19 protein-coding genes are annotated in these 25117 nt (G+C 61.5%); 7 read left to right on the forward strand and 12 right to left on the reverse strand.

Going from position 1 to position 25117, the window contains the following annotated elements; genetic code table 11:
• Position 1: 1 nt before the first annotated feature.
• Positions 2-1006: an ArsJ-associated glyceraldehyde-3-phosphate dehydrogenase gene (locus Q7C33_RS15480; protein ID WP_323155033.1), complete on the reverse strand. Its 1005-nt coding sequence runs from the start codon at positions 1004-1006 to the stop codon at positions 2-4.
• Between the two features lie 376 nt (positions 1007-1382).
• Here Q7C33_RS15480 and Q7C33_RS15485 point away from each other — a divergent pair, with 376 nt between their 5' ends.
• On the forward strand, positions 1383-3101 hold the full coding sequence (locus Q7C33_RS15485; RefSeq protein ID WP_407683716.1) for an amidase: 1719 nt from the start codon (positions 1383-1385) through the stop codon (positions 3099-3101).
• 122 nt (positions 3102-3223) lie between these two features.
• Here the strand turns inward: Q7C33_RS15485 and Q7C33_RS15490 are convergent, their stop codons facing one another.
• A complete protein-coding gene (locus tag Q7C33_RS15490) occupies positions 3224-4003 on the reverse strand; it encodes an EAL domain-containing protein (RefSeq protein ID WP_217861936.1) in 780 nt (259 codons plus the stop codon).
• A 137-nt stretch (positions 4004-4140) separates the two neighbouring features.
• Positions 4141-5130, reverse strand: coding sequence for an MBL fold metallo-hydrolase (locus Q7C33_RS15495; RefSeq protein WP_407683717.1), 990 nt, complete (start codon positions 5128-5130; stop codon positions 4141-4143).
• 267 nt (positions 5131-5397) lie between these two features.
• Here Q7C33_RS15495 and Q7C33_RS15500 point away from each other — a divergent pair, with 267 nt between their 5' ends.
• The 3 genes from Q7C33_RS15500 to Q7C33_RS15510 all read left to right on the forward strand — a co-directional run bounded on the left by Q7C33_RS15500 (position 5398) and on the right by Q7C33_RS15510 (position 7473).
• Positions 5398-5805 (forward strand): helix-turn-helix domain-containing protein, encoded by a 408-nt coding sequence (locus Q7C33_RS15500; protein ID WP_407683718.1) that lies wholly within the window; start codon positions 5398-5400, stop codon positions 5803-5805.
• A 35-nt stretch (positions 5806-5840) separates the two neighbouring features.
• Positions 5841-7172: an OprD family porin gene (locus Q7C33_RS15505; RefSeq protein ID WP_407683719.1), complete on the forward strand. Its 1332-nt coding sequence runs from the start codon at positions 5841-5843 to the stop codon at positions 7170-7172.
• Positions 7173-7242: 70 nt separating this feature from the next.
• Positions 7243-7473, forward strand: coding sequence for a hypothetical protein (locus tag Q7C33_RS15510; protein ID WP_030138726.1), 231 nt, complete (start codon positions 7243-7245; stop codon positions 7471-7473).
• Positions 7474-7487: 14 nt separating this feature from the next.
• On the opposite strand, the gene Q7C33_RS15515 is transcribed toward Q7C33_RS15510, so the two are convergent.
• The 3 genes from Q7C33_RS15515 to Q7C33_RS15525 all read right to left on the reverse strand — a co-directional run bounded on the left by Q7C33_RS15515 (position 7488) and on the right by Q7C33_RS15525 (position 13795).
• Positions 7488-9422 (reverse strand): hybrid sensor histidine kinase/response regulator, encoded by a 1935-nt coding sequence (locus Q7C33_RS15515; RefSeq protein ID WP_407683720.1) that lies wholly within the window; start codon positions 9420-9422, stop codon positions 7488-7490.
• A 336-nt stretch (positions 9423-9758) separates the two neighbouring features.
• Entirely contained in the window at positions 9759-12146 is a 2388-nt protein-coding gene (locus Q7C33_RS15520) for an ATP-dependent DNA helicase (RefSeq protein WP_407683721.1), read from the reverse strand.
• Positions 12143-13795: a VRR-NUC domain-containing protein gene (locus Q7C33_RS15525; protein WP_407683722.1), complete on the reverse strand. Its 1653-nt coding sequence runs from the start codon at positions 13793-13795 to the stop codon at positions 12143-12145. The genes Q7C33_RS15520 and Q7C33_RS15525 overlap by 4 nt, the downstream gene beginning before the upstream one ends.
• Positions 13796-14016: 221 nt before the next feature.
• Here Q7C33_RS15525 and Q7C33_RS15530 point away from each other — a divergent pair, with 221 nt between their 5' ends.
• A complete protein-coding gene (locus Q7C33_RS15530) occupies positions 14017-14241 on the forward strand; it encodes a YgdI/YgdR family lipoprotein (protein WP_030138722.1) in 225 nt (74 codons plus the stop codon).
• Positions 14242-14281: 40 nt separating this feature from the next.
• Here the strand turns inward: Q7C33_RS15530 and Q7C33_RS15535 are convergent, their stop codons facing one another.
• Together Q7C33_RS15535 and Q7C33_RS15540 are read right to left on the reverse strand one after the other, a co-directional pair.
• A complete protein-coding gene (locus tag Q7C33_RS15535; protein ID WP_323155041.1) occupies positions 14282-14674 on the reverse strand; it encodes a hypothetical protein in 393 nt (130 codons plus the stop codon).
• Positions 14675-14688: 14 nt separating this feature from the next.
• The gene (locus Q7C33_RS15540) at positions 14689-15594 is read right to left on the reverse strand and encodes a LysR family transcriptional regulator (RefSeq protein WP_407683723.1); all 906 of its coding nucleotides are present in this window, start codon (positions 15592-15594) and stop codon (positions 14689-14691) included.
• 134 nt (positions 15595-15728) lie between these two features.
• Here Q7C33_RS15540 and Q7C33_RS15545 point away from each other — a divergent pair, with 134 nt between their 5' ends.
• Together Q7C33_RS15545 and Q7C33_RS15550 are read left to right on the forward strand one after the other, a co-directional pair.
• On the forward strand, positions 15729-17189 hold the full coding sequence (locus Q7C33_RS15545; RefSeq protein ID WP_407683724.1) for an MFS transporter: 1461 nt from the start codon (positions 15729-15731) through the stop codon (positions 17187-17189).
• A 192-nt stretch (positions 17190-17381) separates the two neighbouring features.
• Complete coding sequence (locus Q7C33_RS15550; RefSeq protein ID WP_003201764.1) at positions 17382-17660, forward strand: DUF1652 domain-containing protein; 279 nt, start codon at positions 17382-17384, stop codon at positions 17658-17660.
• Between the two features lie 61 nt (positions 17661-17721).
• On the opposite strand, the gene Q7C33_RS15555 is transcribed toward Q7C33_RS15550, so the two are convergent.
• The 4 genes from Q7C33_RS15555 to Q7C33_RS15570 form a co-directional block, all read right to left on the reverse strand.
• Positions 17722-20190: a UvrD-helicase domain-containing protein gene (locus tag Q7C33_RS15555; RefSeq protein ID WP_407683725.1), complete on the reverse strand. Its 2469-nt coding sequence runs from the start codon at positions 20188-20190 to the stop codon at positions 17722-17724.
• Between the two features lie 223 nt (positions 20191-20413).
• Positions 20414-22060, reverse strand: a complete 1647-nt coding sequence (gene pgm, locus Q7C33_RS15560) for a phosphoglucomutase (alpha-D-glucose-1,6-bisphosphate-dependent) (RefSeq protein WP_030138717.1) — start codon at positions 22058-22060, stop codon at positions 20414-20416.
• Between the two features lie 88 nt (positions 22061-22148).
• A complete protein-coding gene (locus Q7C33_RS15565) occupies positions 22149-23546 on the reverse strand; it encodes an aminotransferase-like domain-containing protein (protein WP_217861926.1) in 1398 nt (465 codons plus the stop codon).
• A 75-nt stretch (positions 23547-23621) separates the two neighbouring features.
• Positions 23622-25106: a hypothetical protein gene (locus Q7C33_RS15570; RefSeq protein WP_198797301.1), complete on the reverse strand. Its 1485-nt coding sequence runs from the start codon at positions 25104-25106 to the stop codon at positions 23622-23624.
• Between the last annotated feature and the right edge of the window lie 11 nt (positions 25107-25117).

Below are 25117 nucleotides of genomic sequence, written 5' to 3' on the forward strand. Positions count from 1 at the left end.
CTCAGCCCGCCAGGCCGACCATCCGGGCCAGTTCGACGGTACGGTTGGCGTAGCCCCATTCGTTGTCGTACCAGGCATAGAGTTTGACCTGGGTGCCGTTGATGACCAGGGTCGACAGCGCATCGATGATCGAGGAACGCGGATCGGTGCGGTAGTCGATGGACACCAGTGGTCGCTCTTCGAAACCGAGAATGCCCTTGAGCTCGGTGCCGGCGGCATCCTTGAGCAAGCGGTTCACTTCCTCGACCGTGGTGGCGCGCTCGACCTCGAAGACGCAATCGGTCAGCGACGCATTGGCCAACGGCACGCGCACGGCATGGCCGTTGAGGCGTCCGCGCAGCTCCGGGAAGATCTCGGCGATGGCGGTGGCCGAGCCGGTGCTGGTGGGAATCAGGCTCATGCCCGAGGCCCGGGCGCGGCGCAGGTCCTTGTGCGGCTGGTCAAGAATGCTCTGGGTATTGGTCAGGTCATGAATGGTGGTGATCGAGCCGTGACGAATACCGAGTTTTTCGTGGATCACCTTCACCACGGGCGCCAGGCAATTGGTGGTGCACGAAGCGGCAGTGACGATGCGATGCTGTTCTGGCTTGAACAGTTGGTGGTTGACGCCCATGACGATGTTCAACGCGCCCGGCTCTTTCACCGGGGCGCTGACCACCACGCGCTTCACGCCTTGGTCCAGATAAGCCTGGAGCACCGCGACGGTTTTCATCTTGCCGCTGGCCTCGATCACCACGTCGCAACCCGACCAGTCGGTGTCGGTGATCGCCTTGTTGGCGGTGACGTTGATCCGCTGGCCGTCGATGACCAGCTTGTCGCCCTCGGCGTCGGCCTGACGGTGCCAGCGACCGTGCACCGAATCGAAGTTGAGCAGATGGGCGTGGGTCGCCGCGTCGCCCGCCGGATCATTGATCTGCACGAATTCGAACTCAGGCCAGCCCCAGGCCGCACGCAGGGCAAGGCGCCCGATGCGGCCGAAACCGTTGATGCCGATTTTGATAGTCATGGTAGGGGCTCATAGAGGGTGGCGCGAATATAGGGTTTTCCGCATACGAGCGAAAGACCCGCTTTTTGTCGAGCATCTTTACCGGCGCATAACCTCGTGGCGAGGGGATTTATCCCCGCTGGGCTGCGAAGCGGCCCTGATGGTGACAGCCTGATGCCTCAGAAAAACTGCTTGAAGGGCTGCTGTGCAGCCCAACGGGGATAAATCCCCTCGCCACGGATAACCGTTAATCTTGTGAATGGCTGTGCCCTCAAGTCACGCTCGTAGTACAGTCTCCACCCGATGTCAGAACCCATTTCGAAAGACGTGACGCCAACAGAACTCCGTTCGAACCGAGCCTCGCCTCACGTCATTCACCAGCCGCAGCGGTCACAGCATGATTGAAATCACCGAAGTCTCCATCGCCCAACTCCGGGCTGCGCTCGAATCCGGCCAGACCACGGCGGTCGAGTTGGTCCAGGCCTACCTGGCCAGGATCGATGCCTACGACGGCCCCGAAACGCCCACCGCGCTCAATGCCGTGGTGGTCCGCAACCCCGCTGCACTGGAAGAAGCCAGGGCGTCCGATGCCCGTCGCGCCGCGGGCCAGACCTTGGGTCCACTCGACGGCATTCCCTACACGGCCAAGGACAGTTACCTGGTGAAGGGCCTGACCGCCGCCTCCGGCAGCCCGGCCTTCAAGGACCTGATCGCCTATCGCGACGCCTTCACTATCGAGCGGCTGCGCGCCGCCGGCGCCATCTGCCTGGGCAAGACCAACATGCCACCCATGGCGAACGGCGGCATGCAGCGCGGCGTGTATGGCCGCGCCGAAAGCCCGTACAACGCCGCCTACCTCACGGCGCCTTTCGCCTCGGGCTCTTCGAACGGTGCGGGCACCGCGACCGCCGCCAGCTTCGCCGCCTTCGGCCTGGCTGAAGAAACCTGGTCCAGCGGACGCGGCCCGGCCTCGAACAATGGCTTGTGTGCCTACACGCCGTCGCGCGGGGTGATCTCGGTGCGTGGCAACTGGCCGCTGACACCGACCATGGACGTGGTCGTGCCCTACGCCAGGACCATGGCCGACCTGCTCGAAGTGCTGGACGTGGTGGTGGCAAACGACCCTGAGACCCGAGGCGACCTGTGGCGCCTGCAACCCTGGGTGCCGATTCCTCCCGTCGATTCGGTTCGTCCCGCCTCCTATCCAAGCCTTGCCGCCAAACCGGAAACGCTGGCGGGCGTGCGCCTGGGCGTTCCGCGCATGTACATCAACGCCGATCCTGAGGCGGGCACCGCTGAGAAACCTGGCATCGGTGGCCCGACGGGGCAGCGCATCATCACGCGCCCCTCGGTGATTGCCCTGTGGGAAGCCGCACGCAAGGCCCTGGAGGCCCGAGGCGCCGAAGTGATCGAGGTGGATTTCCCGCTGGTGTCCAACTGCGAGGGCGACCGTCCCGGCGCGCCGACCGTGTTCACCCGTGGCCTGGTGTCCAAGGAATTCCTGCACCATGAGTTGTGGGACCTGTCGGCCTGGGCGTTCGATGACTTCCTGCGGGCCAACGGCGATCCGAAACTCAATCGCCTGGCGGACGTCGACGGACCGCTGATTTTCCCCCACGACCCCGGCACCCTGCCCAACCGCGAGGACGACCTGGCCGCCGGCATGGACGAGTACGTGAAGATGGCCCAGCGCGGCATCACGCCGTGGGACCAGATCCCCACCCTGCCCGAGGGCTTGCGCGGCCTCGAAGAGACCCGCCGGATCGATCTGGAGGATTGGATGGCACGGCTGGGCCTGGATGCGGTGATCTTCCCCACCGTGGCGGATGTCGGGCCAGCGGATGCGGACGTCAACCCAGCGTCCGCCGACATCGCCTGGAGCAACGGGGTCTGGGTCGCCAATGGCAACCTCGCCATCCGCCACCTGGGCGTGCCCACCGTCACCGTGCCGATGGGCGTCATGGCGGACATCGGCATGCCCGTCGGCTTGACGTTCGCCGGCCGGGCCTATGACGACTCGAAACTGTTGCAACTGGCTTCGGCCTTCGAGTCGCTGGGATCGAAACGGATGACTCCGCCGCGGACGCCGCCGTTGTCGCCAGCACCGTCAGCCTAAACCCGACCTTGAAACATACCCTGTAGGAGCTGGCGAAGCCTCGGGCCGCGTTCGGACGATCTTTTGATCCAAAGATCGCAGCCTCGCTTCGCTCGGCAGCTCCTACGGGGACGAACGCACGCTTATTCGAACCGCCCCACCGCCAGCCGACCGATCTCTGGCCGCGCATACAGAAACCCCTGCATCAGCTCGATGCCCAGCGCCAGCAGCGCGGCGCTTTCTTCCGGCGTCTCGACGCCCTCGGCGATGACGGTAATCCCCAACCGATTGGCGACCAGGAGGATCCCATCGACGATGGCCTGTTTGACCGGGTCCTGATCGATGCCTCGGGTCAACGCCATGTCGATCTTCAGCACTTGGGGTTGGAACAGTGCCAGCAGGTTCAGCCCGGAGTAGCCGGAACCGAAATCGTCGATGGCGGTGGTAAAACCCTGGCGTTCGTACTCCTGGAAAATCGATTTGAGATGGTCGGGATCATCGACCCGTTCGCCTTCCGTGACTTCGAACATGAGCCGGTTCGACGGGAAATTGCTTTGACGCGCTGCCTCCAACGTCGCCCGTATGCAGGTCTCGGCCCGATACACGGCGTTGGGCAGGAAATTGATGCTGAGCAGGCAATCGGGAATGTCCAGGATCCCCAGCCGCGCGGCCTCTTCGATCGCTTTCACACGGCACGCCTGGTCGAATCGGTAACGGTTGCTGTCGTTCACAAGCCCGAGGATATGGGCTGCCGATTCGCCGTTCACGCCCCGGACCAGCGCCTCATAGGCAAACGCGGACCGCGTGCGGACATTGAAGATGGGCTGGAATGCCATGGTGAAATCGAACCCCAGCGCCTCATGGTCGCGGCATTCAGCGCAACCAAGGGACCGGAAGGTTGGAGAGGATGAAGGTGGGGTCATGATCATGTTCCGTCGCGGCAGCGGGCGTCCCTGTGAAGCAGAAACTATAGGCAATACCCTTTGAGTCGGCACGGGCCCCGCTTTCTGGAGTGCTGTCAGGCCCGTTGATCGTGTGACCGCTGTCGCAAATCAAATGCTTATTCGATCATCGGCACCTTCGATGCCCGCTGGTAAGGCCCATATTCGACGGGCACCCATTGGAAATGCTTGTCCACCGCGGTGATGTGGCCCACGCCCGGAAACGGCAGGTGCGCCGCTGCGACCCAGGTCTTGCTGGTCGCCGCGTCCTTGAACACTTTGGCGCGGCTCTTGATCGCCTGCTGATTGTCGACGTCGAAACGAATCGATACCTCGGGGTGTTCGAACTGCACCGCCAGGTTATGCACCAGGTCCCCCATGAACAGGATGCTCTGGCCATTGGACGTGAAGCGATAAGTGGTACTGCCCGGGGTATGCCCGGCCTCGAGCTGGACATCGACGCCAGGCACCGGTGCCTGACCATTGGCGAACGTCTTGAAGCGACCGGCCGCGACGTAGGGCGCGGTGGAATCCTGGGCGATCTTGAAGAACTCGCGGGCACCGGCGGGCGCCTTGGCCAGCGCTTGTGGATCGAGCCAGTAGTCGGCTTCGGCCTTAGCCGTGTAGACCGTGGCGTTGGCGAATATCGGTTGTTGCTTGTCATCCACCAGGCCACAGACGTGGTCCAGGTGCAAATGGGTCAGCAGGATGGCGTCGACCTGCTCCGGGCGATAGCCAGCGGCACGCATGTTGGCCGAGAGCATCCCGGCGGTGGCGCCGATGCATTGGCCGGCGCCGGTGTCCACCAGGATCAATTGCTTGCCGGTATTGACCAGGAACGCGTTGAACGCGGTCTGTACGCCGGGTGTTTCAATCGAGCGGCGGGCCAGCAACGCGCGGACCTGATCCTGGGTCATCCCCTGGAGCAGCTTGGGCGACAGATCGTTATAGCCGTCGAACAGCGCCGTCACTTCGTAATCGCCCACCGCCAACCGGTAGTAGCCGGGCACCTGGGTGCCTTGGAGCGGCGCCTGGGCCATGGCGACGTCGGACGCCAGTGCCAATGCCAGGCCTGCCCCGCGTAATGTGCGTACCAGAGATCGTTTCATCATTCACCTTGACCAAGTCAGCAAACGGCCACCCTTCCAGCAGCCAGACGGTGCCGATCATGCACGCGCCTGCCCCTGGGAAATTGCAGCCATGTGCTGACTTGCGGCCCGGCGACGCTGAGGTGAAACGCAATTAACAACGTTTAACTCGCACGTCCACGTGACCTCACCAAGAATGCCTCTTCGTTCAGACTTTTTTGAAGCGGGAGGCGCATACCCGATCGTGCGGTACGCCTGCACGTCTCCCGTGGACACGGAATTCATCTCATGGCCCATGCATCGCTCGTCGCCGACAGCGCCCCCATCAGTCCCGCACGCCGGACCACCACGGGTGGCCTCTCGCCCTGGCGAGAAAAACGGGTCAAGGCGATGATCCTGGACGGCCTGAGCGACACCTTGGAAATTGCCCGGCTGGCCGAGGCCTGCGCCCTGTCCCGCAGCCATTTTTCCAGGGCGTTCAAGTGCAGCACCGGGCAGTCCCCACAAGCCTGGATCCGTGCCCAGCGCATCATCCGGGCCAAGCACCTGATGCAGACCAGCGACCTGACCCTGACGCAAATCAGTCAGGAATGCGGCTTTTGCGACCAGGCGCATTTCTGCCACATCTTCACCGACAGCGAAGGCATCAGTCCGTTTGCCTGGCGGTCGCGGGTGCTACGCGCGCAGCCCGCCTAGTCCGACTCTTCAATTCTTTCACACGGAAAGCACGCATGCCGCCCGCCTCAAAAAACACCTGCGCAGCCAGGCAAACGACAACCGCTTCGAAGCCGCTCCTGCTCCTCGCCTTGCTCGCCGGGCATGCCCCGGCGATGGCCGCACAAACCGCGCCGGGATTCCTGGACGGGGCATCGCTAGAGATCCTCAGCCGTAACTTCTACCTCAATAACGACTACCGCTCCCCGAGCCCGTCGGGCAAGAACTACAAGCAGGAATGGGCCCAGGGATTCATCGCCACATTCGAGTCGGGCTTCACGCCGGGCACCGTCGGCGTAGGCGTCGACGTCCATGGTTTCCTGGGTTTGAAGCTGGACGGTGGCAAGGGCCATGCCGGCACCGGGTTGTTGCCGCTGGACGACGACGGTCGCAGCGAGGATGAATATTCCAGTGCGGGCGGCGCGCTGAAACTCAACGTATCGCGCACCACCCTGGCACTCGGTGAAATGACCGTGGCGACACCGGTATTCGATACAGCGGACAAACGCCTGCAACCGGAATACGCCAGCGGCGCGCTGCTCACCAGTCGGGAATTCGATGAGGTCGATTTGCAGGCCGGCCATTTCAATGCGTTCAAGAATCAGGACGCGTCCACCGCCAGGGGCGATTTTTCCGGCTACGGGGCGACCACCCGCCACGCCAGCATCGATTTCATCGGCGCCGATCTGTTCAGCGGCAGCACGGTGGGCGGCGCGCTCTATGCCTCGGAACTGAGCGACACCTGGCGCCAGTACTACGGCAACCTGCATTCGACGGTTGGCGACCTGTTCCTGGACGGCAACCTGTATTACACCCGCGACCATGGTCAGGCCAGTGCAGGCAGCATCGACAACACCGCTTTCAGCCTCTCCGGCAAATACCGGCTCGACGCCCAGGCGTTCACCCTGGCCTATCAGAAAGTCCACGGCGACACGCCTTTCGATTTCGTCGGCGGCGACTCCATCTACCTCGCCAACTCGATCAAGTATGCCGATTTCAACGGCCCGGGCGAACGCTCCTGGCAAGCGCGCTACGACTTCGATCTGGGCGCCCTAGGCATCCCCGGCCTGAATTTCATGGCCCGCTACGTGAGGGGAAGCGGTATCGATGGCAGCCATGCCCCCCAAGGCGGCGCCTATTCCGCAACCTTCAGCCCGCAACAGGGTGACGGCGGTCGCCATTGGGAACGCGACCTCGATCTGCGCTACATCGTGCCGTCAGGCCCGGCCAAGGACCTGTCGCTGCAGCTCTCCCACGTCACCCACCGCGCCAACAGCGCTCAGGCCGGCGATGACATCGACAGGGTGTACATCGTCATTCAATACCCGCTCAAACTGGGTCCGTTCTGAAAGCGCTAAAAAAACGCATTTCACGCCATCGCCAGGGTCTGTAGAGCATCAAAGGCAAGAGGAAAAAAGCGTGGATTATCTGGGATGGGTTCAATGGCCAGCGATGGCCGTCACGGTGCTGGCCGCCTGGCTGATCGGCTCGCGCCAGCCCCGTCGACGAGTGGCGGGGTTCAGTTGTTTTATCGTCAGCAACATCCTCTGGGTCATCTGGGGCCTGCACACAAACGCCTACGCATTGATCGTCCTGCAGTTCTGCCTGTGCGCGATGAATTTGCGCGGGTTCAGGAAAAATACCCAGTAGCCGCTGATGGCAATTTATTTCATCGTCTGCCCAATGACCTGCACCAGATCAATTTGCTTGAACGGCTTGATCAACCGTGGCAGTTGCGTGGCGAAGCCCTCCAGCCGTTCGGCGTAGCCAGTAGCGAGGATGATCGGCAGGGTCGGCTGACGGTCGCGCAGTAATCTGGCCAACTGCGCCCCGTCCATCTGGGGCATGGCCATGTCCGTAATCACCAGGTCGAAATGCTGGTTGCGCTCGTACAGCTCCAACGCCTGGGCGCCCGACGACGCGCAGAGAACTTGGTGGCCGAGGTCTTCAATGAGCAACCGGGTACTGGTCAGGACCAGGCTGTCATCATCCACGATCAACACCCTCAGCCCATTGACCGGCGGGGCCGCGGTTTCGATGGTCGGAGGCTTGTCCGCTACCGCGTCGCCAGCGACCGGCAGCCACAGCTCAGCGGTGGTACCGACGCCTTTTTCGCTCTTGAGCAGCAGCCGACCGCCCAACTGCTCGGCCAGGCCGTGGACCATGGACAGCCCCAGGCCGGTGCCCTTGCCGACGCCCTTGGTGGTAAAAAACGGATCGACGGCCAAGGCCAGTGTCGCCTCATCCATCCCCTCGCCTTCGTCGGTGATCGCCAGGCAGACATAGCGTCCAGGCGCCAGCGGCCTGTCCGGTGCTCCGACCTCCTCTCCCAACCGTTCCTGCGCCTGGATCAGTATTCGACCGCCTTGCGGCATGGCGTCCCGGGCGTTTGTCGCCAGGTTGAGGATCGCCAGTTCCAACTGGTTGACGTCGGCCAGCACCGGCGACAAGGCCTCGGCAAATTGGGCCTGGATATGGATCGACGGCCCGAGTGAGCTTTGCAGCAAGCCACTGATGCCCTGCACCAGCGCGACCAATTCCACCGGCTCGGAGGTCAGTTTCTGCCGGCGGGCAAAGGCCAGCATGCGCTGGGTCAGCGAAACACCCCGCAGCGCGCCCTGGGTGGCGTTGTCCAGCAACTGGGCGAGCTTCGGCTCGTTGGGCATGCGCTTGCGGACGATTTCCAGGTTGCCGAGGATCACCGTCAACAGGTTATTGAAGTCATGGGCAATGCCCCCGGTGAGTTGTCCGATGGCCTGTAGTTTCTGCGATTGGAACAGGGCCTCGCGGGCTTGCTCCAGTGCCTCTTGGGCCTTCGTGGCGTCGGTGATATCGCGGGTGATCTTGGCAAATCCGAGCAAGGTGCCGGTGTCGCTGCGGATCGCATCGATGACCACATGGGCCATGAACCGCGTGCCATCCTTACGCACCCGCCACCCCCTCTTTTCGAAACGCCCCACGGTGGCGGCGACACTCAGGGCGCGCTGCGGCTCACCCGCGTCGCGGTCCTCGGGGGTATAGAACATCGAGAAATGCTGGCCGATGGCCTGGGCCGGCAGATATCCCTTGATGCGCTGCGCGCCTTGGTTCCAGTTGGTCACGCGGCCGTCAGGGTCAAGCATGTAGATGGCATAGTCGGTGACGCTCTGCACCAGCAGACGAAACTGTTGTTCGCTTTGCTTTAGGGTTTCCTCGGCCATCTTGCGATCGGTCAGGTCGCGGGTGATCTTGGCGAAGCCGAGCAATGTGCCGCTCTGGCTGTCGATGATCGGATCGATCACCACGTGGGACCAGAACAATGTGCCGTCCTTGCGCACGCGCCAGCCTTCGCCTTCAAAGCGCCCTTCGCGCACTGCCGTGTCCAGTGCCCGCTGCGGAAGGCCGTCGGCACGGTCCTGCTCGGTGTAGAAGCGCGAAAAATGCTGCCCCAGGATTTCCGACTCTTCGTAGCCCTTGAAGCGCCGGGCGCCGGAGTTCCAACTGGTGATGATCCCCGACGGATCGGTCATGTAGATGGCATAGTCGACCACCGCGTCGATCAACAGGCGAAAGCGCTGTTCTTCGTTGATGCGAGGGGTCTTGGGGTCGTTCTCAAGCATGTCGGCCGAGGCATCCGAGGGAATTTGCGTGGAGTATGGAACAAGTGTCGCGTCAGGAAAAACCTGATTTATGTGTGGCTATACGATCCTTGTGGGAGCGAGCCTGCTCGCGAAGGCGTCAGCACATTCAACATCACTGCAAACTGACCCTCTGCTTTCGCGAGCAAGCTCGCTCCCACAATGGATCTTCAGCAGGCACAAAATTCATGTGTACCGCAAAACCTGTGGGAGCGAGCCTGCTCGCGAAGGCGTCGGCACATTCAACATCACGCAAACTGACCCTCTGCTTTCGCGAGCAAGCTCGCTCCCACAATGGATCTTCAGCAGGCACAAAATTCATGTGTACCGCAAAACCTGTGGGAGCGAGCTTGCTCGCGAAGGCGTCCGCACATCCAACATCACTGCAGCTGACCCACCGCTTTCGCGAGCAAGCTCGCAGGTTGGGGGGCGTTGTTCTGGCCTGACTGACCACCACAGCGGCAGCAAACGCTGCACCTTGGTCTCTGCGAACCGGTCATCGATCAGCATCACCACCCCGCGATCCTGCTGGGTGCGAATGACGCGGCCAGCCGCCTGCACGACTTTCTGCAGGCCGGGATACAAGTAGGTGTAGTCATAGCCATCGCCAAAAATGGCCGCCATGCGCTGCTTGATCTGTTCGTTGACCGGGTTGAACTGCGCCAGCCCCAGGGTCGCGATGAATGCGCCGATGAGGCGCGAGCCCGGTAGGTCGATCCCTTCGCCGAACGCACCGCCCAGCACCGCAAAGCCGATGCCCTGGCTGTGCTCGCTGAACCGGTCGACAAACGCTTGCCGGGGCGCTTCCCCCATGCCACGCGATTGGCTCCAGGTGGCAATGTGCGGGAATCGCTCGGCAAACAATCCCGCCACCTGCTGCAGGTAATCGAAGCTGCTGAAGAACGCAAGGTAATTACCGGGACGCTCGTCAAACTGGCGGGCCATCAACGTGACGATCGGTTCGAGGGAGGCCTGGCGATGGGCAAACCGGGTGGAAATCCGGCTGATCACCTGGACATCCAGCTGTTCGGCCTGGAACGGCGATTCGACATCGATCCACACCGTGTCCGCTGGCGTACCCAACATGTCGGTGTAGTAGCGTCGGGGGCTCAGGGTCGCGGAAAACAGCACACTGCTGCGCGACGCGGTGAACCGGGGCCGCAGGAAACCAGCCGGCACCACGTTGCGCAGGCACAGCGCGGAGAAGCTGCGTTGGCGCGCGGATTCGCGCTTGTGGATGTCGAACAGGAAGTGCTCATCGAACGACTCGGCGACCCGGCCGAACTGCAAGGCGTCGAAATAGAAGGCTTGCAGGCCGCTATCCAAGCCCTGCGGATGGTCGTTGAGGTAATCACCGATAGCGGTCGTGCAGGCTCCCAATGCCTGGAGCAATTTGTCCGGCGGTTTTTCATAGGCCTGGTAAGCGGCAACCTGTGGCGCATGCAGGGCGTTCCACTGGCGATTGACCTTTTGCAGGGCTTTCTTCAGCGGCTCGGGAGCCGTCTTCAACAGCGCCGTCAACGCGGCCTGGTCGAGGGTCGCGCTGTACATCTGCCGTCCGCGCTCCACCAGGTTGTGGGCTTCGTCCACCAAGGTGGCGACGGTCCAGCCATTGGCCTGGGCGAGCCCGAAGAGCAAGGCACTGAAGTCGAAGTAATAGTTGTAGTCAGCCACCACCACGTCGGCCCAACGGGCCATTTCCTGGCTCAGGTAGTACGGGCAGATATCGTGATCCAGCGCAATGTCGCGCAAGGCGGCCTGATCCAGCAGCGTTACCTGGCTCGCCGCCGCACGGGCCTGTGGCAGGCGATCATAAAAACCACGGGCCAACGGGCACGATTCGCCATGGCAGGCTTTGTCCGGATGCTCGCAGGCCTTGTCCCGGGCGATCATTTCCAATACCCGCAACGGCATGGCCGGGGCGCTGTCGGTAATCAGCCGGGCCGCGTCCAGGGCCAATTTGCGTCCCGGGGTTTTCGCCGTGAGAAAAAACACCTTGTCCAGTCGCTGGGGCGCCAAAGCCTTGAGCATCGGGAACAGCGTGCCAACGGTCTTGCCGATCCCGGTCGGCGCCTGGGCCATCAGGCAACGACCGGTGCTGACCGCCTTGAACACCGACTCGGCCAAGTGCCGTTGCCCGGGCCTGAAGCCGGCATGGGGAAAGGCCAGGGCCTGGGCGCCGCGGTTGCGCGCCTGGCGATGGTGCAATTCCTGTTCGGCCCAGGCCAGGAACAGGGCGCACTGCTGCTCGAAGAACATCTGGAGCTGCGATGCTTCGAAGCTGTGGGTCAGGCAGGTCTCCTTTTCACTGACGATGTCGAAATACACCAATGCGACGTCAATCTGCGACACCTGCAATTTCTGGCACATCAGCCAGCCGTAGATCTTCGCCTGGGCCCAATGCAACTGGCGATGGTTGTCGGGTTGCTTGCCCAGGTCGCCCCGGTAGGTCTTGACCTCTTCGAGGCAGTTACGACCAGGATCGTAGCCGTCTGCCCGGCCCTTCACTCGCAAGGTTTGGTAGATGCCTTCGAGGCTCACCTCGGCCTGATAGCCCTCGCTGCGCCGCGAGGCCACGGTGCGGTGACCGACAATCCCCTCCAGCGCGGTGGGAGACGGCGTGAAGCGCAAATCCAGGTCGCCGACCTTGGCGGTGAATTCACACAACGCCCGTACGGCAATGCTGTAGCTCGGCAGATCGGTCATGCACCCTGCTCCGCCCATTGCACGTAACAGACGGCGACGGGCATCCGGTGCTCATGGCAAAACTCCAGCCAGCGCAGTTGGTTGTCCTGCAAGCGATCGCCGGGGCCTTTGACTTCGATCATGCGATAGGTCTTGTGCTGCGGCCAGAACTGGATTAGGTCGGGCATGCCGGCGCGGTTGGCCTTGATGTCCAGCAACAGGCGGTTGAACCAGTGCTTGAGGTGTTCCGCCGGGAGGCAGTCGAGGGCCTGATCCAGCAGCGCCTCGGACAGCGAGCCCCAGAATACGAACGGTGACTGTACGCCCCACTTTTGCACGTAACGACGGCGGATGGTGTCCCGGTAGCGACCGTCATCCAACTCGGCGAAGCACACCGCGAACAGCTCGGCGCGGCGCTCATGGAAATCTTCGTTGAGCAGGTCCACCGGCCCGCGCTGGAACGGATGGAAAAAAGCCCCCGGCAGCGGCGCGAAAATCGCCGGCCAGCACAGCAGGCCGAACAGCGAGTTGACCAGGCTGTTCTCGACGTAATGCACCGGAGCGGCTTCTTCATGCAGGTGGGCCTGGACGCAATATTCCACCGACAACATGGGATCGACGCGAGGCAAATGCAGATCCAACCGTTCCACTTCCCGGGCGACGGCTCGCGGTACCGGCGGTCCACCCAGCTTGCGCCGCAGCCGGGGCACGATCCGCAGCAAGGCCTGGCACTCCGCCGCGCTTTGCGGCGATTGCACCGCCGTCTCGGCCAATTCGAGGGCCAGCGTGTATTCGCCAATGCGCTCCAGCACACGAATCATCCGCAGCCGCGCGCCGGGATAAGTGCAGTCGCGATAAATACACAACGCCAAGGCAAAATCGCCGATGCGCTCGCCATGCTGGCCCATCTGGAACAGCAATTTGCCTTGGCGTCGCTCCAGCCAAGGATTGTCCAAGACCAACGCGCTGACGTGATCGGCGATCGTTTCCAGCGGTTCGCCGGTTTCGAAGCGTTGCTGGCATTCATGCAGGAACAGGCAGGCATCGATGTCCTGGCGGCTGCGCAAACCCCGGGACTCAGCGCTGAACTCGACGGTTTCATAGGTAAAGATGCCCAAGTCCGCCAGCACGAACTCCGACCAGTCCTGGTAGAGGTTGCCAAAAAACATCAGTCGCAGGCGATCGCACAGGTCCATGACCGTGATACTGAACAGCCGTTCTTCAAGCTGTGGGCACCAGTCGCGAAATGGCTGGGGTTCGCTGAAGCAATCGGCCAGGGCCAGCAACCACTCGGTCTTTCTTGCCTTGGGCTGCTCGATCAAGTGCCCCAGGCACAGGAGGATTTCCGGCTTGAGCAGCACATCGAACAGCTCGACCAGGCTCAGGTTGGCGTGCTCCTCGACCCAACCCAGCGCCAACAACGGCGCTACGGCGGCGCTGATCTCGCCGATCTCCACGTAGTGAAGCTTGCTGTGGCGAAAATGCAGGCCCTTACGCATCACCAGCCGCACCAACAGGCCTTGGGACGAACGCGGCAGGGCCGCGAAAGCATCGATGAATTGCTGTTCTTCAACGCTGAGCACATCCCCGTAACGCTGGCTCAGCCAGGCGAGTACGCGTTGGAAGTTGTTCAGGTAATAGAAGGGATCGTCGAGGGGGTTGGCTGTCACGGGAGCGGGGCCACAAAAGCTGGATACTGGTTATGCGTACAGATATCAGCTACCGAGGGCCCAGGCAACTGCAAAAGATGAGCGGTCTCCTAGTATTAAAGGTGAAATCCCTCAAGCGGCGATGAACTTTCCTACGGCAAGCGGGACAAATGGCGGTTAACTCAGTGATGGCCCGGTCGAATCAGACCGGCCACGCCCTTCTGATCAAGAGGTTATGGATTATGAACATCAGGTTTCTGGGCCTGCCCCTGGCTGCCATGGCGTTCCTGGCTTTGGCCGGCTGTGCGACACCCACCGTGGTGACGCTGCAGAACGGTACCCAGTATTTGACCGAGGACACGCCCAATACCCGCACCGCCGATGGCTTCTACGAGTTCGAAGACATTTCGGGCAAGAAAGTCCGGGTCCGCGCCGACGAAGTGGCCACCATACGCAAGGGAGACTGATGGAATCCGCACCCTCTCGACGATAGGGCTGGCCTGGGGTTCACCGGGTAAAACCGGTACTGATCTCCGGCTCGATACTGATGCTCGGGCATCCTGCCCATCCTCCCCAGCCGCCGTTTCGACGCAGTGCCTGGTTCTGCGTGCGCCGGCAGCGCTCATGGTCCTGCTGGGCTGATTGGTCGATGCTTATATTTCCGGTCATGGGCGGCTTCATTGCATCGCTCGGGATCACTGCGCCCCATGATCCTACTGGGGGCACCTTGAAATATGACTTTCCGGAAGGCGTCTCAACGGATTTATCAACCTGTCCGGCCGGCAATTGATCCGAGGCAATGCCGTAGCGGCTGAGAATGGACTGATCCGGTAGTTCCGCCATCGCGCTGGCGCAAGCCAGCAAGCCTATCAGTGCTGCGATCGTGTTTTTTTTAGTCACCTGCACATCTCCTTTCACAACGGTTCGATCGTGCCCGCGCACACTTCTCGCAGGCAGCTCCTTATCCAGCGGTGCACGGGGTCAGCGTCCATGCGCGGATGCCAGAGCATGGCTACCGTAAACCCGGGGAGCACGAACGGCAATGCGAACGTGTGCATGCCAAGGCGCAAACGGGTGCTGTAGCGTTCCGGCACGCTGGCGATCATGTCACTGGACCGCGCCAGCCCCAGCGCGGTGGAAAAGCCCGGCACGGTGGTGATGAGGTTTCGGGACAAACCCAAGGCCCCAAGGGCCTGGTCGATGGAGCCGTGCTCCAAGCCACGCAGGGAAATGCCAATGTGCTCGCCCGCCGCATAATCAGCGGCGCTTACTTCGATCCTGCTCAGGGGATGCCCTGCTCGCACGACGCCAACGATACGGTCACCGAACAACCCTTGCGTCAGCAGCTCCGGACTGGTGTCTTCGTCTACAACGGCGGTCTCCAGATCCACGTTGCCCTCGCGCAGCGCCGTGCTGTCCCTGTCGGTCTTTTCGACAAACCGCAGCCTTATTCCCGGGGCCTGCCGGGCAATCCGCTCGATCAGCTCGATCGCGAAGTTTTCCACGAAGCCTTGCCGGGTGCGCAACGTGAAGGTTCGATTCACCCTCCGCAAGTCCGTGGCCTGCACCGGACGTAGCGCGGCCTGAGCGCCCTGCACCAATTGGCTGACTTGCTCACGCAACTCGATCGCTCGCGGGGTCGGAACCAGACCGCGCCCCGCCCGCACCAGCAATGGATCACCAATGGCCTGGCGCAACCGCGCCAAGGCCCGGCTCATGGCCGAAGGGCTGAGCTGCAGCCGCCGGGCGGCACCGGCCACACTGCCTTCAGACAAGAGCGCGTCCAGCGTGACAAGCAAGTTGAGATCGGTAGCGGACATCATCGGGCCCTTGGATAGGATGGATAGCGTTTCATGCAGCTATAACATGCAACTCGTGCGTCTTCCGCCATGTTATGCCACCGCGTACCGTTCTCGCAGCGCTTTATAGGCGAACCGGATTGCGAGGAAACATGATGAAACCAGCCAATATGAAACCAAGCCTGTCACCCGCGAGCGGCCCTCAACCGCTTGCTCCCGCGCGCCGGGCCTTGGCCAGCCTGGCGCTGTCAACGTTATTGGCGTCGCTGGGGGCCAGCGTCACCGCCGTTGGACTGCCTGTGTTGGCCCAAGCGTTTGACGCCTCGTTCCAGCACGTTCAGTGGGTAGTGCTGGCCTATCTCCTGGCGATCACCACGCTGATCGTCAGTCTCGGACGCCTGGGCGACTTGATTGGCCGACGCAAGCTGTTATTGGCGGGAATCGCGCTGTTTACGCTCGCGTCAGCCTTGTGCGGCCTCGCGCCGTCGCTGGGGCTGTTGATCGCCGCCCGGGCACTGCAAGGGCTGGGGGCCGCCATCATGATGACGCTGACGCTGGCCCTGGTCGGCGAAACGGTCGATAAGACCAGGGCGGGCAGCGCCATGGGGCTGCTCGCCACGCTGTCCGCGGTAGGTACCGCACTGGGCCCTTCCCTGGGCGGCGTATTGATGACCGGGTTTGGCTGGCAGGCGTTGTTCCTGGTCAACGTACCGCTCGGACTGCTGACCTTGCTGCTGGCCTGGCGGTCCCTGCCCGCCGGGCAAGCCGCCAACGCCGAGAAGGTACGTTTCGACATCAAGGGCACGCTTTTGCTCGCGACGGCCCTTGGCGCCTACGCCTTGGCCATGACCTTGGGTGGCGGGCATTTTGGTGGGCTGAATATCAGCTTGCTGGCGGCGGCCATTCTGAGCGGTGGATTGTTCGTCCGGACGCAGCATCGGCGCTCATCGCCGCTGATCCCGCTGACGATGTTCAGCGATCGCTTGCTGGTATCGGGCCTGGCGACGAGCGCGCTGGTGGCAACGGTCATGATGGCGACGTTGCTGGTGGGGCCATTCTACTTGTCGATCGCGCTGGGGCTCCCGTCGGCCATTGTCGGCCTGGTACTGGCCGTCGGGCCATGCGTCGCCGCCCTCGCCGGCATGCCTGCTGGGCGCCTCGCCGATCGGTTCGGGGTGCGTCCCATGCGGCTCCTGGGGCTGGCGACCATGGCGAGCGGTTGCCTGCTGCTGTCGCTGGTTCCCCCGACGCTTGGCATCGCCGGTTACGTCACGGCGATCATGGTAACGACCTTGGGCTACGCGATGTTCCAGACAGCAAACAATGCGGCGGTCATGGCCGAGATCCCCGCCAACCAACGCGGCGTGATTGCCGGATTGCTCAATTTGTCGCGCAACCTCGGCTTCTTCAGTGGCGCAGCGATGCTGGGCGCGGTCTTCGCGGCCATGTTGCCGACCAACGGTACTCCCTCCGCCACTCCCGAGGCTGTTGCCGACGGGCTGCACGTCACCTTCATCGTCGCCCTTTCCCTGGTGGTGCTGGCAGGCTTCATCGCCTTCAAATACCGCGAGCCAGAGCCATTGGCGGCTTTTCAGGACACTGTGGGACGACCATGATGGCACTCTGAGCATTTGTACTTAGGTCATGATGCAGATCAAATAAAATGAACCAATCGCCAAACGGACTGAAAAAATCCACGTGGCGTTCATTTTCAGGTGCTATTTTTAGTTCTCACTGGTAGAGCCATGAGGGCTCTTCCTTCCTGACATGAGCAAACGGAAGCGCTTGATGAAGAAGGCGGGCTACAGATGAATAAAGGATCTTTCAGCAAGGTTACGTTCCCCAACGCCTGCCAGTTGATGCGCTGGCATTTCCATCCCATGGGTTTCGAGGCCAGCATGGACGCGCCAGGCAGTATGGTCGCCCGGCTGTTTGACCGTGCCAGCGGCGAAACCATGATCGCAATCGCCGGCATCCCCTGCGCGACAGTGATGAATGCCCCCGACGTGGAGCGAATCATCGAAGCGGTGGAAGCCGAGCTTGAAGCCTTTGTGCCGCCGGTTGGCTTGCGACGATTTGCCTCCTGACAAAAAAAGCCCACATTTTCATGTGGGCTTTTTTGTGGATCACCGAACGGTCGCCAGCGCGTCAGCCGCGAGCACGGCGACGATCGTTGAAAAACGGCTTGCCTACCCCGATCCGGTCCGACGCCTTGGGTGCATTGGCGGCCTGGCTATCCTGGCCGTCGACGTACCAATAGCAATGCTGAACCGCCCGGGTGATGCCTACATACGCCAGGCGCAGGATTTCATCCTTTTGCGCAGCATCATAGGGTTCGGCGTCACCGTCCTGTCCCAACCCGGCCATCCGGTAGACCTGATTCTTGTAGGGTGAACTGGTCAGGTGCTGGCAATCCCCCAGCAGGAATACCGCATCAGCCTGAAGCCCCTTGGCGCTGTGATAAGTCATTTGCCTGAGGCGGCGTTGCGGATAGGGCAAGCTAGAATCCACATTAACTATCGAATTAATATGCTTATCTATCAGTAACTTATCGCTACTTTTTCGATACAGCATCAAGATAGAATCGCCGTTGCGGTAGTGTTCATCGAGCCGCCGCCCCAAGCCTTCATCGTCCCTGTCCAACACCGTCACCGGGCTTGGCGAACGAGGCGTGCCGCTGGCCTTGCCTTTCTTGCCGGGGACGGCTGCCGCTCCGCGTACGATGTGCTCAGCCGCGTCAATGATGTGCTGGTGACTGCGGTAGTTGTCGGTGAGCATCACCCGAGTGTGGGCCGGTGACGGGAACTGCTTGTTGAAATCCATGAAAAAACTCGGCGAGCTGCCGCGCCAGCCATAGATCGACTGCCAGTCATCACCCACGCACAACAAGGAAGAACGCTGGGCGCCGCGCCCGGTATGCAGGGCAGCGCCACGCCTGCGCACTTCACGCAGGCTCGCCCTCAGCCAAGACACGATCTGGGGCGAAACGTCCTGGAATTCGTCGATCATCAAATGCGACAACGGCCTCAACAGGGCGTCATCAAGCAGCTTGAAGTTTTCCGGAGAGTGTTCGCTGAACAACGCAAACATCCGGTTATAGGTCATGACCGGAGGCGATTGATCCAGCAGATGATCTTCGAACGCACGCCAGAAACGACTCAACGCCTCGAAGAAATAACGATCCGGGTCATTGCTTGAGAAACACATCCTGCCCACGGCTTCAGGTACATCCAGGCCAAGATTTTCGATAAACCCCGCCGCTGCGACAAAACAGTCCAGCAAAGGGGCCGACGTCAGCTCGCCCTTGACCTTGTAGTCGAACCCGGGACCCGCACTGACATCCCCAACCACGGCGGACAACAGGCGCTTTGAGTCGCCGTATTTATCAAGCCAAATCAGTGGCTTACGAAAGAAAGCTTGAAACAAGGTGCGCTTTACGGCCCATTCCGCACGCACACTCAGCTTGGCACCGGGACGGCTGAGCTGCGGGTTCTCCCGTGGATCGAATCCAAGCATCACCCAGGTATCAAGGGATTTGATGTAGCCATGGCAATAAAATCTAGCTCCGTTGATTTCGAACACCTGGCGTTTCGGTTCAATGCCTTTGATCGGCCAAGCCCCCGCGCGAAACCACAGGTCTTCGATTGCGTCGCAGAGTGCTTCATCACGCTGGGCAGCCAATTCCGTCACGGCCACACGCTTCTGCACATCCGGGTGGTCGCGCTCCAGCTCCTTGAGCTGCAGGGCATGACGGGAAAGCGGCTGGATCAACTCGCGGAAACGCTCGTCACGCTGATAGAGGTTGTAATAACAGGCATTGAGCTGCTGGCGCTGGGCATCGTTGATGCGCAAGTCGAACGGGTTGCCCTGGGCGTCATCCTCATCCGCTCCGGCGCGGTGGCTCAAGGTCTCGAAGGCCTGGAGTCGCTCGAATCCCGGCAGGCTGCGGACCATGGGCAAGATACGCGAGTGGAAGGTGCGCACCAGATCCCGGGCTTCCTTCTGGCTGACCGCGCGCCCCCACAGGGCAAACGTTTCGATGAGTTTCTGGACAAAGTCCTTTCGCGATTCCCGGGTGAACGTCACCACGGTCATTGAATCCAGTTCGAACCCCAGGTATTGCGACAGCAACACAATACGCAGCACCAGGGTCGTTGACTTGCCCGCACCTGCGCCCGCCACCACCGAAGTGGCCGGCGTGTCGCTGAAAATCATCTTCCATTGGCCGCTGCTGGGCTGCGCATGGGCCGGTAGCAGTCGCGCCACATCCGCCTTGATGCGTTTCTTCAGCTCGGTGGTCAGCGGCAATCGCCAATCGTCAAACAGCAGGTCATCGACTTGCGGGGCCGGGTGCTCGGTACCACGGGAGTCGCGGATCAACAGGACCTGACGCCCCGCTTCGAGCCCCTCGGCCCTGCCTTCCTTGTAGCCATAGTCAAAACCGGCGGTATGACCGCTGCGAAATCCGTCGGCCTGCCCGTGCAGCCACGATGCGCGGTGTTGGGCGCGCAGGCGCGTCAGGCCATGACCGAAAAAACGCGCAGCCAGGCGTTTGAACCAGGACATCTGGGCCAAGGGCAGGAGATCAGGGGGAAGATCGGGATTGTGTAGCGACACGCTGGGGACTCCGGTGTTCAGAACCATGGCGACTATGGTGTCTGGATTTGCTACCGGTTTCCAGCCAAAAGCTTTTATCTCAGGGATTTAGGCGATGAAGTGAAAGTAGTATGGCAGGTTGGTATCGCGGCGCTTCGTGGAGACGCGTTCGCGAGCAAGCCCGCTCCCACAAGGATATGCATTGCTGCGTGGGAGCGGGCTTTGCTCGCGATACGACGCTCAGTTACTGCCCGGAAATGGCACCGTCCACCAATGCCTGGGCTTCAACCACCAATTGTTTCAGGTGATCGTCGCTAATGAAGCTTTCGGCGTAGATTTTGTAAATGTCCTCGGTACCGGACGGACGCGCCGCAAACCAGCCATTCTCGGTCATGACTTTCAATCCGCCGATAGCCTGCTCATTGCCTGGCGCATGGCTGAGGATGCTCTGGATTGTCTCGCCCGCCAATTCGGTGGACTGGACCTGATCCGGCGATAGCTTGCTCAGCAGCGCCTTCTGTTGAGGACTCGCCTTGGCATCGACACGCACCGAGAACGGTTCACCCAATTCATCCGTCAGGGCGCGGTAGGCCTGGCTTGGATCACGACCGGTGCGAGCCGTCATCTCAGCAGCCAACAATGCCGGGATCAGGCCGTCCTTGTCGGTACTCCACACCCCGCCGTCCTTGCGCAGGAACGAAGCCCCGGCACTTTCTTCGCCGCCGAAGCCAAGGGAGCCATCGAACAGCCCATCAGCGAACCATTTGAAGCCCACCGGCACCTCATACAGGCGTCGGCCAAGGCGCTTGGCAACCCGATCGATCAGGCCGCTACTGACCACCGTCTTGCCGACTGCGGCGTCAGCCCGCCACTGGGGACGATTCTGGAACAAGTAATCGATGGACACTGCTAGGTAATTGTTCGGCGCCAACAGGCCGCCGCTTGGCGTCACGATGCCGTGACGGTCGTGATCCGGGTCGCAGGCAAAGGCCACGTCGAAACGTTCTTTCAGGCCGATCAACCCTTGCATGGCGTGGCTGGACGACGGGTCCATGCGGATCTGCCCGTCCCAGTCGACGGTCATGAAGCGGAACGTCGAATCCACTTGTGTATTGACCACTTCCAGATCCAGGCGATAGTGCTCGGCGATCGCAGGCCAATAGCGCACCCCTGCTCCGCCCAATGGATCTACGCCCAGGCGCAAGCCGGCTTCGCGGATGGCATCGAAATCAATGACATTGACCAGGTCGGCGACGTAGGTATTGAGGAAATCGTGGCGGTGGGTGGTCTCGGCCTTGAGCGCCTGCTCGTAGCTGATGCGCTTGACACCCGCCAATTGGTTGGCCAGCAACTCGTTGGCCTTGGCTTCGATCCACTTGGTGATATGGGTATCTGCCGGGCCACCATTGGTGGGGTTGTACTTGTAGCCGCCGCTCTGCGGTGGATTATGGGACGGCGTGATGACGATGCCGTCGGCCAGGCCAGTGGTGCGGCCGCGGTTGTAGCACAGGATGGCATGGGAAACCGCTGGCGTGGGGGTGTACTCGTCACCTTCGGCGATCATCACGGTCACGCCATTGGCGGCCAGCACTTCCAATGCGCTGGCGCCGGCAGGCGTGGAGAGTGCATGGGTGTCGATACCCACGAACAATGGCCCGTTGATGCCATGGGCTTCACGGTACAGGCAGATTGCCTGGCTGATGGCGAGCACGTGCCACTCGTTGAAGCCCAACTCGAAGGAACTGCCTCGATGCCCTGAAGTACCGAAAGCCACGCGCTGGGTCGCAACCGAGGCATCGGGCCGGCCGGTGTAATAGGCCGTCACCAGTCGCGGGATATCGATCAACAACTCTGCCGGTGCCGGCTTGCCCGCAAATGGACTGACTGTCATGCAAAACCTCGGAATGGAGTGGCTCGAATGGGTGCAGTTTACTGACAGTTCGACCATGACGCGACGGGTTCGATCCATAACCCTGCGATCATGATTGCTCATGCCTCAATGCTTCGGCCAACGCATAGAACGCGGCGTCCGGATCATCCGCTCCCTGGAATGCGTGAGTCAGGCGCAAATGCTGGCTGTAGAGGCCCTGAATGCTGAACAACTCCCCCGGGGCGATGACAATGCGCCTGCCAAGCAATCGCTGGAATACCCCACGCATATCTGCCTGTCGCGATGATCGAGCCCACACCGTTGCGCCACCTTCGGGCTCGACCCATTGCAGGCAGTCGCCCAGCCGATCACGCATCAATTGTATTGTCGAAGCAGCGTTTTCCCGCAGCAGGCGCCGCAGCACCAGCAGGTGCTGGTCGATCCGACCGTTGCCATACAAGCGCGCGATCGCTTTCTGGCGGATCGGCGACAGACGAAACGCACGCAAAAGGAATTGCCGTTGCAACACCAGTGTCAGTTGCCGCGACAGCACATAACCATAGGGCGCCTCGGGACCAATGGTCTTTTCAAACGTGGAGTAGACAATCAGCCTGTCCGGATCGACCAAATCCCGGAACGGAGGGCTCCCTGGCTCGAATACCAGATCGGTGTAACTGTCGTTCTCCAGCACCCAGGTACCGCACTGCTCCAACAGACGCGCCACCTCTCGACGGTTGGCTTCACTTTTCACCGTGCCCATGGGCATGCTCAGGACCGAAGACAGCACCACCAGCCGTACCGTTTCGCTCGCCAGCAACTGTTCCAGTTGTTCGACATCAACGTCCCTGTCCGCCATCAAGGGCAGCTCGACAACCTGGATGTCGGCCGCCTGGAGCAAACGCAAGACAGTCCAGTCACAGGGCGACTCAACCAGGACAGTCGCACCTTTCAACGTCAGCACGGCAATCAGGATTTCCAACACCCCGCGCAGGTCAGCGCCTATATAGACGTCATCGGCGCTCCAGCATCGGGCGGGCGAAGAGGTGTAGCGAGCCGCCAGCGCCATGCGCAGCTCCTGCTCGCCCCAGGGTTGCGAGGGCATCTGGGATGCACGCGGGTACTGGCGCAACAACTCGCGCTCAAGCAACAGGAGCGGACTGTCCAGCGACTGCAATGACGCCGGCTCATCAGCACCCAGCATCAGCATGCCTGGCCGACGGGCATTGACGTAAAAGGTTTCGAGCAAGTCGCCACCGTCGCCCAGGGCGGTCGCAGAAGGCGCTGGCAGTGCGTAATAGCCGGATTTGGCGATCGAATACACTCGCCCTTCCTTTTCCAGCAAGGAATAGGCGTACTGGATGGTGGATATGGACACGCTCAATCGCTCGGCCAATTGGCGCAACGACGGCAAGCGCACCCGAGGATCAGCGCCCAGTTCATTGATCAGGTTTGTCAGGTACCTGTAGACCGCCTGGTAGGCAAAATCGGGTTCACGACTTCCCTTCATGAGGCAAGCCCAATGAAACGTGCCACAGCCGGTCCTGCCTCGGTGCTGAAAACGAAATCCCTCAAGCCTCCTTCCTCAGCGCGCCCAGCGTTCGTACAGTTCATGGGCGCCTTGCTCGTCCTCGCTCGAGTCGGGCGCCTCAGGCACAGACCGGCGGGCGGACACAGTCACGATTGGCTGCTCCGACACAGCAATGGGGGACTGGTATACCTTGTTGAGCAAGGCGACGGACAGGCCGCTGATCTCGTACAACCATTGCTTCGCCTCCTCAGTGGCGGGCCCACCCTCTATGGCGTTGCGCAGCTCCGGCAGGGCGAACAGCATGTCGGGATGGCAACAACGCAGGTAATTTTCCAGGCCCGCGCCGTTTTCAATAAAGGGCGCATACAACATGCACACCAATTGCGTTTCGCTAAGCCCCAGGGTTTCCTGTGCTTCGGCGGCGGCCTGGGCGCGGCGCTCAGGCATGACCGAAGGCGAACCGAACAGTTCCTGGACCTGCTGGCAGACATGCATGGGCAATTGCTTGCGATGCATGAGCATGATCGTGCGCTGGACGTAGTCACCATACCCATGTTCATAGCTGCGTCCTTGCAGGTAACAGGCTTGCAGGCCATACAAATGAGCCGACAGGTACGGGCTGAGGTATTCATGATCCAGCGTCGGTGCGATGAGCCCATCGGGTCGCACTCCCAGGAACTCGCCGAACAACGCCCAACTGCTCTCTTCCAGCCGATCGACGATCAGATCATCGATGCTGACGCGCCCCAACCGTCGACACGCCTCGAAACGCCCTTCGGGACGCCATGGCTCGATGTTTTCCTGGCCGTAGAACTGTCGGAAAAGCTCGCCCCCCATGGCATCGAGTTGTGCAAAGAGGCCATCGAAACCACCGCCCGGTTCAATGACCAGGCCGAACCTCCTGGACGCACGCTGAAGCCCGGCCATGAACTGCTTCTGCTGCCGTGGCGTGTCGCTGCTGACCCACGAATCCACTCCCGTTCCCCAGCGCGCCATGTTCCTGTAGAACTCCGCCATCGCCAGGTAGCCCTCATCCCCCAGGCCCAAGAGGCTATCAGGCGAGCGAAGATGGCCGAACATCAACAAGTCCGTACGGTTGGCATCTCGCGCTGCCGTCGATAACGGCTTCCGATGATTGAAGGACGTCACTTCACGGTTGTCGGCCATCAACAGCTCCACGCGAGGGTCGTCGTAGACGAACAGCGCGCTGTAGCAGTGATGAATGTTTTCCAGGGTGGCTTGTGAGATATCGCCCATACGGGGAGTCACGACGCGCAGGCCGAACGTCGCTGGATACCGGCCCGCGATGGTCAACTGCGCCGCCCGCAAGGCCGTCAGGACGTAGAAGCTTTCCCGACTGCCATTCTGGACCATCAGCACTCGATAATCGCCAACTCGCTCAGCGCCGCCAGCTGCCACGATCAGACGCTGAACCAAAAGCTGTATTGCGGTGCGTTCCGCGCGGGAATAGAAATCCAGCAAGCGTTGCAACATCTGTTGGTATACGTAGGTCATTGCCTGCTCATGAATTGCACTCATAGCCATCTACC

The sequence above is a fragment of the Pseudomonas sp. BP11-1-1 genome, assembly GCF_052112105.1.
In the GTDB taxonomy this organism is placed as follows: Bacteria; Pseudomonadota; Gammaproteobacteria; order Pseudomonadales; family Pseudomonadaceae; genus Aquipseudomonas; species Aquipseudomonas alvandae.

What these genes read in the sequence shown, in the direction of transcription:
- Q7C33_RS15490 (WP_217861936.1), bottom strand. Translation starts at nt 4,003, where the DNA reads ATGACCCCACCTTCATCCTCTCCAACCTTCCGGTCCCTTGGTTGCGCT.
- Q7C33_RS15540 (WP_407683723.1), bottom strand. Translation starts at nt 15,594, where the DNA reads ATGTCCGCTACCGATCTCAACTTGCTTGTCACGCTGGACGCGCTCTTG.
- Q7C33_RS15485 (WP_407683716.1), top strand. Translation starts at nt 1,383, where the DNA reads ATGATTGAAATCACCGAAGTCTCCATCGCCCAACTCCGGGCTGCGCTC.
- Q7C33_RS15565 (WP_217861926.1), bottom strand. Translation starts at nt 23,546, where the DNA reads ATGAAGGGAAGTCGTGAACCCGATTTTGCCTACCAGGCGGTCTACAGG.
- Q7C33_RS15570 (WP_198797301.1), bottom strand. Translation starts at nt 25,106, where the DNA reads ATGAGTGCAATTCATGAGCAGGCAATGACCTACGTATACCAACAGATG.
- Q7C33_RS15500 (WP_407683718.1), top strand. Translation starts at nt 5,398, where the DNA reads ATGGCCCATGCATCGCTCGTCGCCGACAGCGCCCCCATCAGTCCCGCA.
- Q7C33_RS15505 (WP_407683719.1), top strand. Translation starts at nt 5,841, where the DNA reads ATGCCGCCCGCCTCAAAAAACACCTGCGCAGCCAGGCAAACGACAACC.
- Q7C33_RS15545 (WP_407683724.1), top strand. Translation starts at nt 15,729, where the DNA reads ATGAAACCAGCCAATATGAAACCAAGCCTGTCACCCGCGAGCGGCCCT.
- Q7C33_RS15495 (WP_407683717.1), bottom strand. Translation starts at nt 5,130, where the DNA reads ATGAAACGATCTCTGGTACGCACATTACGCGGGGCAGGCCTGGCATTG.
- Q7C33_RS15515 (WP_407683720.1), bottom strand. Translation starts at nt 9,422, where the DNA reads ATGCTTGAGAACGACCCCAAGACCCCTCGCATCAACGAAGAACAGCGC.
- pgm (WP_030138717.1), bottom strand. Translation starts at nt 22,060, where the DNA reads ATGACAGTCAGTCCATTTGCGGGCAAGCCGGCACCGGCAGAGTTGTTG.
- Q7C33_RS15530 (WP_030138722.1), top strand. Translation starts at nt 14,017, where the DNA reads ATGAACATCAGGTTTCTGGGCCTGCCCCTGGCTGCCATGGCGTTCCTG.
- Q7C33_RS15480 (WP_323155033.1), bottom strand. Translation starts at nt 1,006, where the DNA reads ATGACTATCAAAATCGGCATCAACGGTTTCGGCCGCATCGGGCGCCTT.
- Q7C33_RS15520 (WP_407683721.1), bottom strand. Translation starts at nt 12,146, where the DNA reads ATGACCGATCTGCCGAGCTACAGCATTGCCGTACGGGCGTTGTGTGAA.
- Q7C33_RS15550 (WP_003201764.1), top strand. Translation starts at nt 17,382, where the DNA reads ATGAATAAAGGATCTTTCAGCAAGGTTACGTTCCCCAACGCCTGCCAG.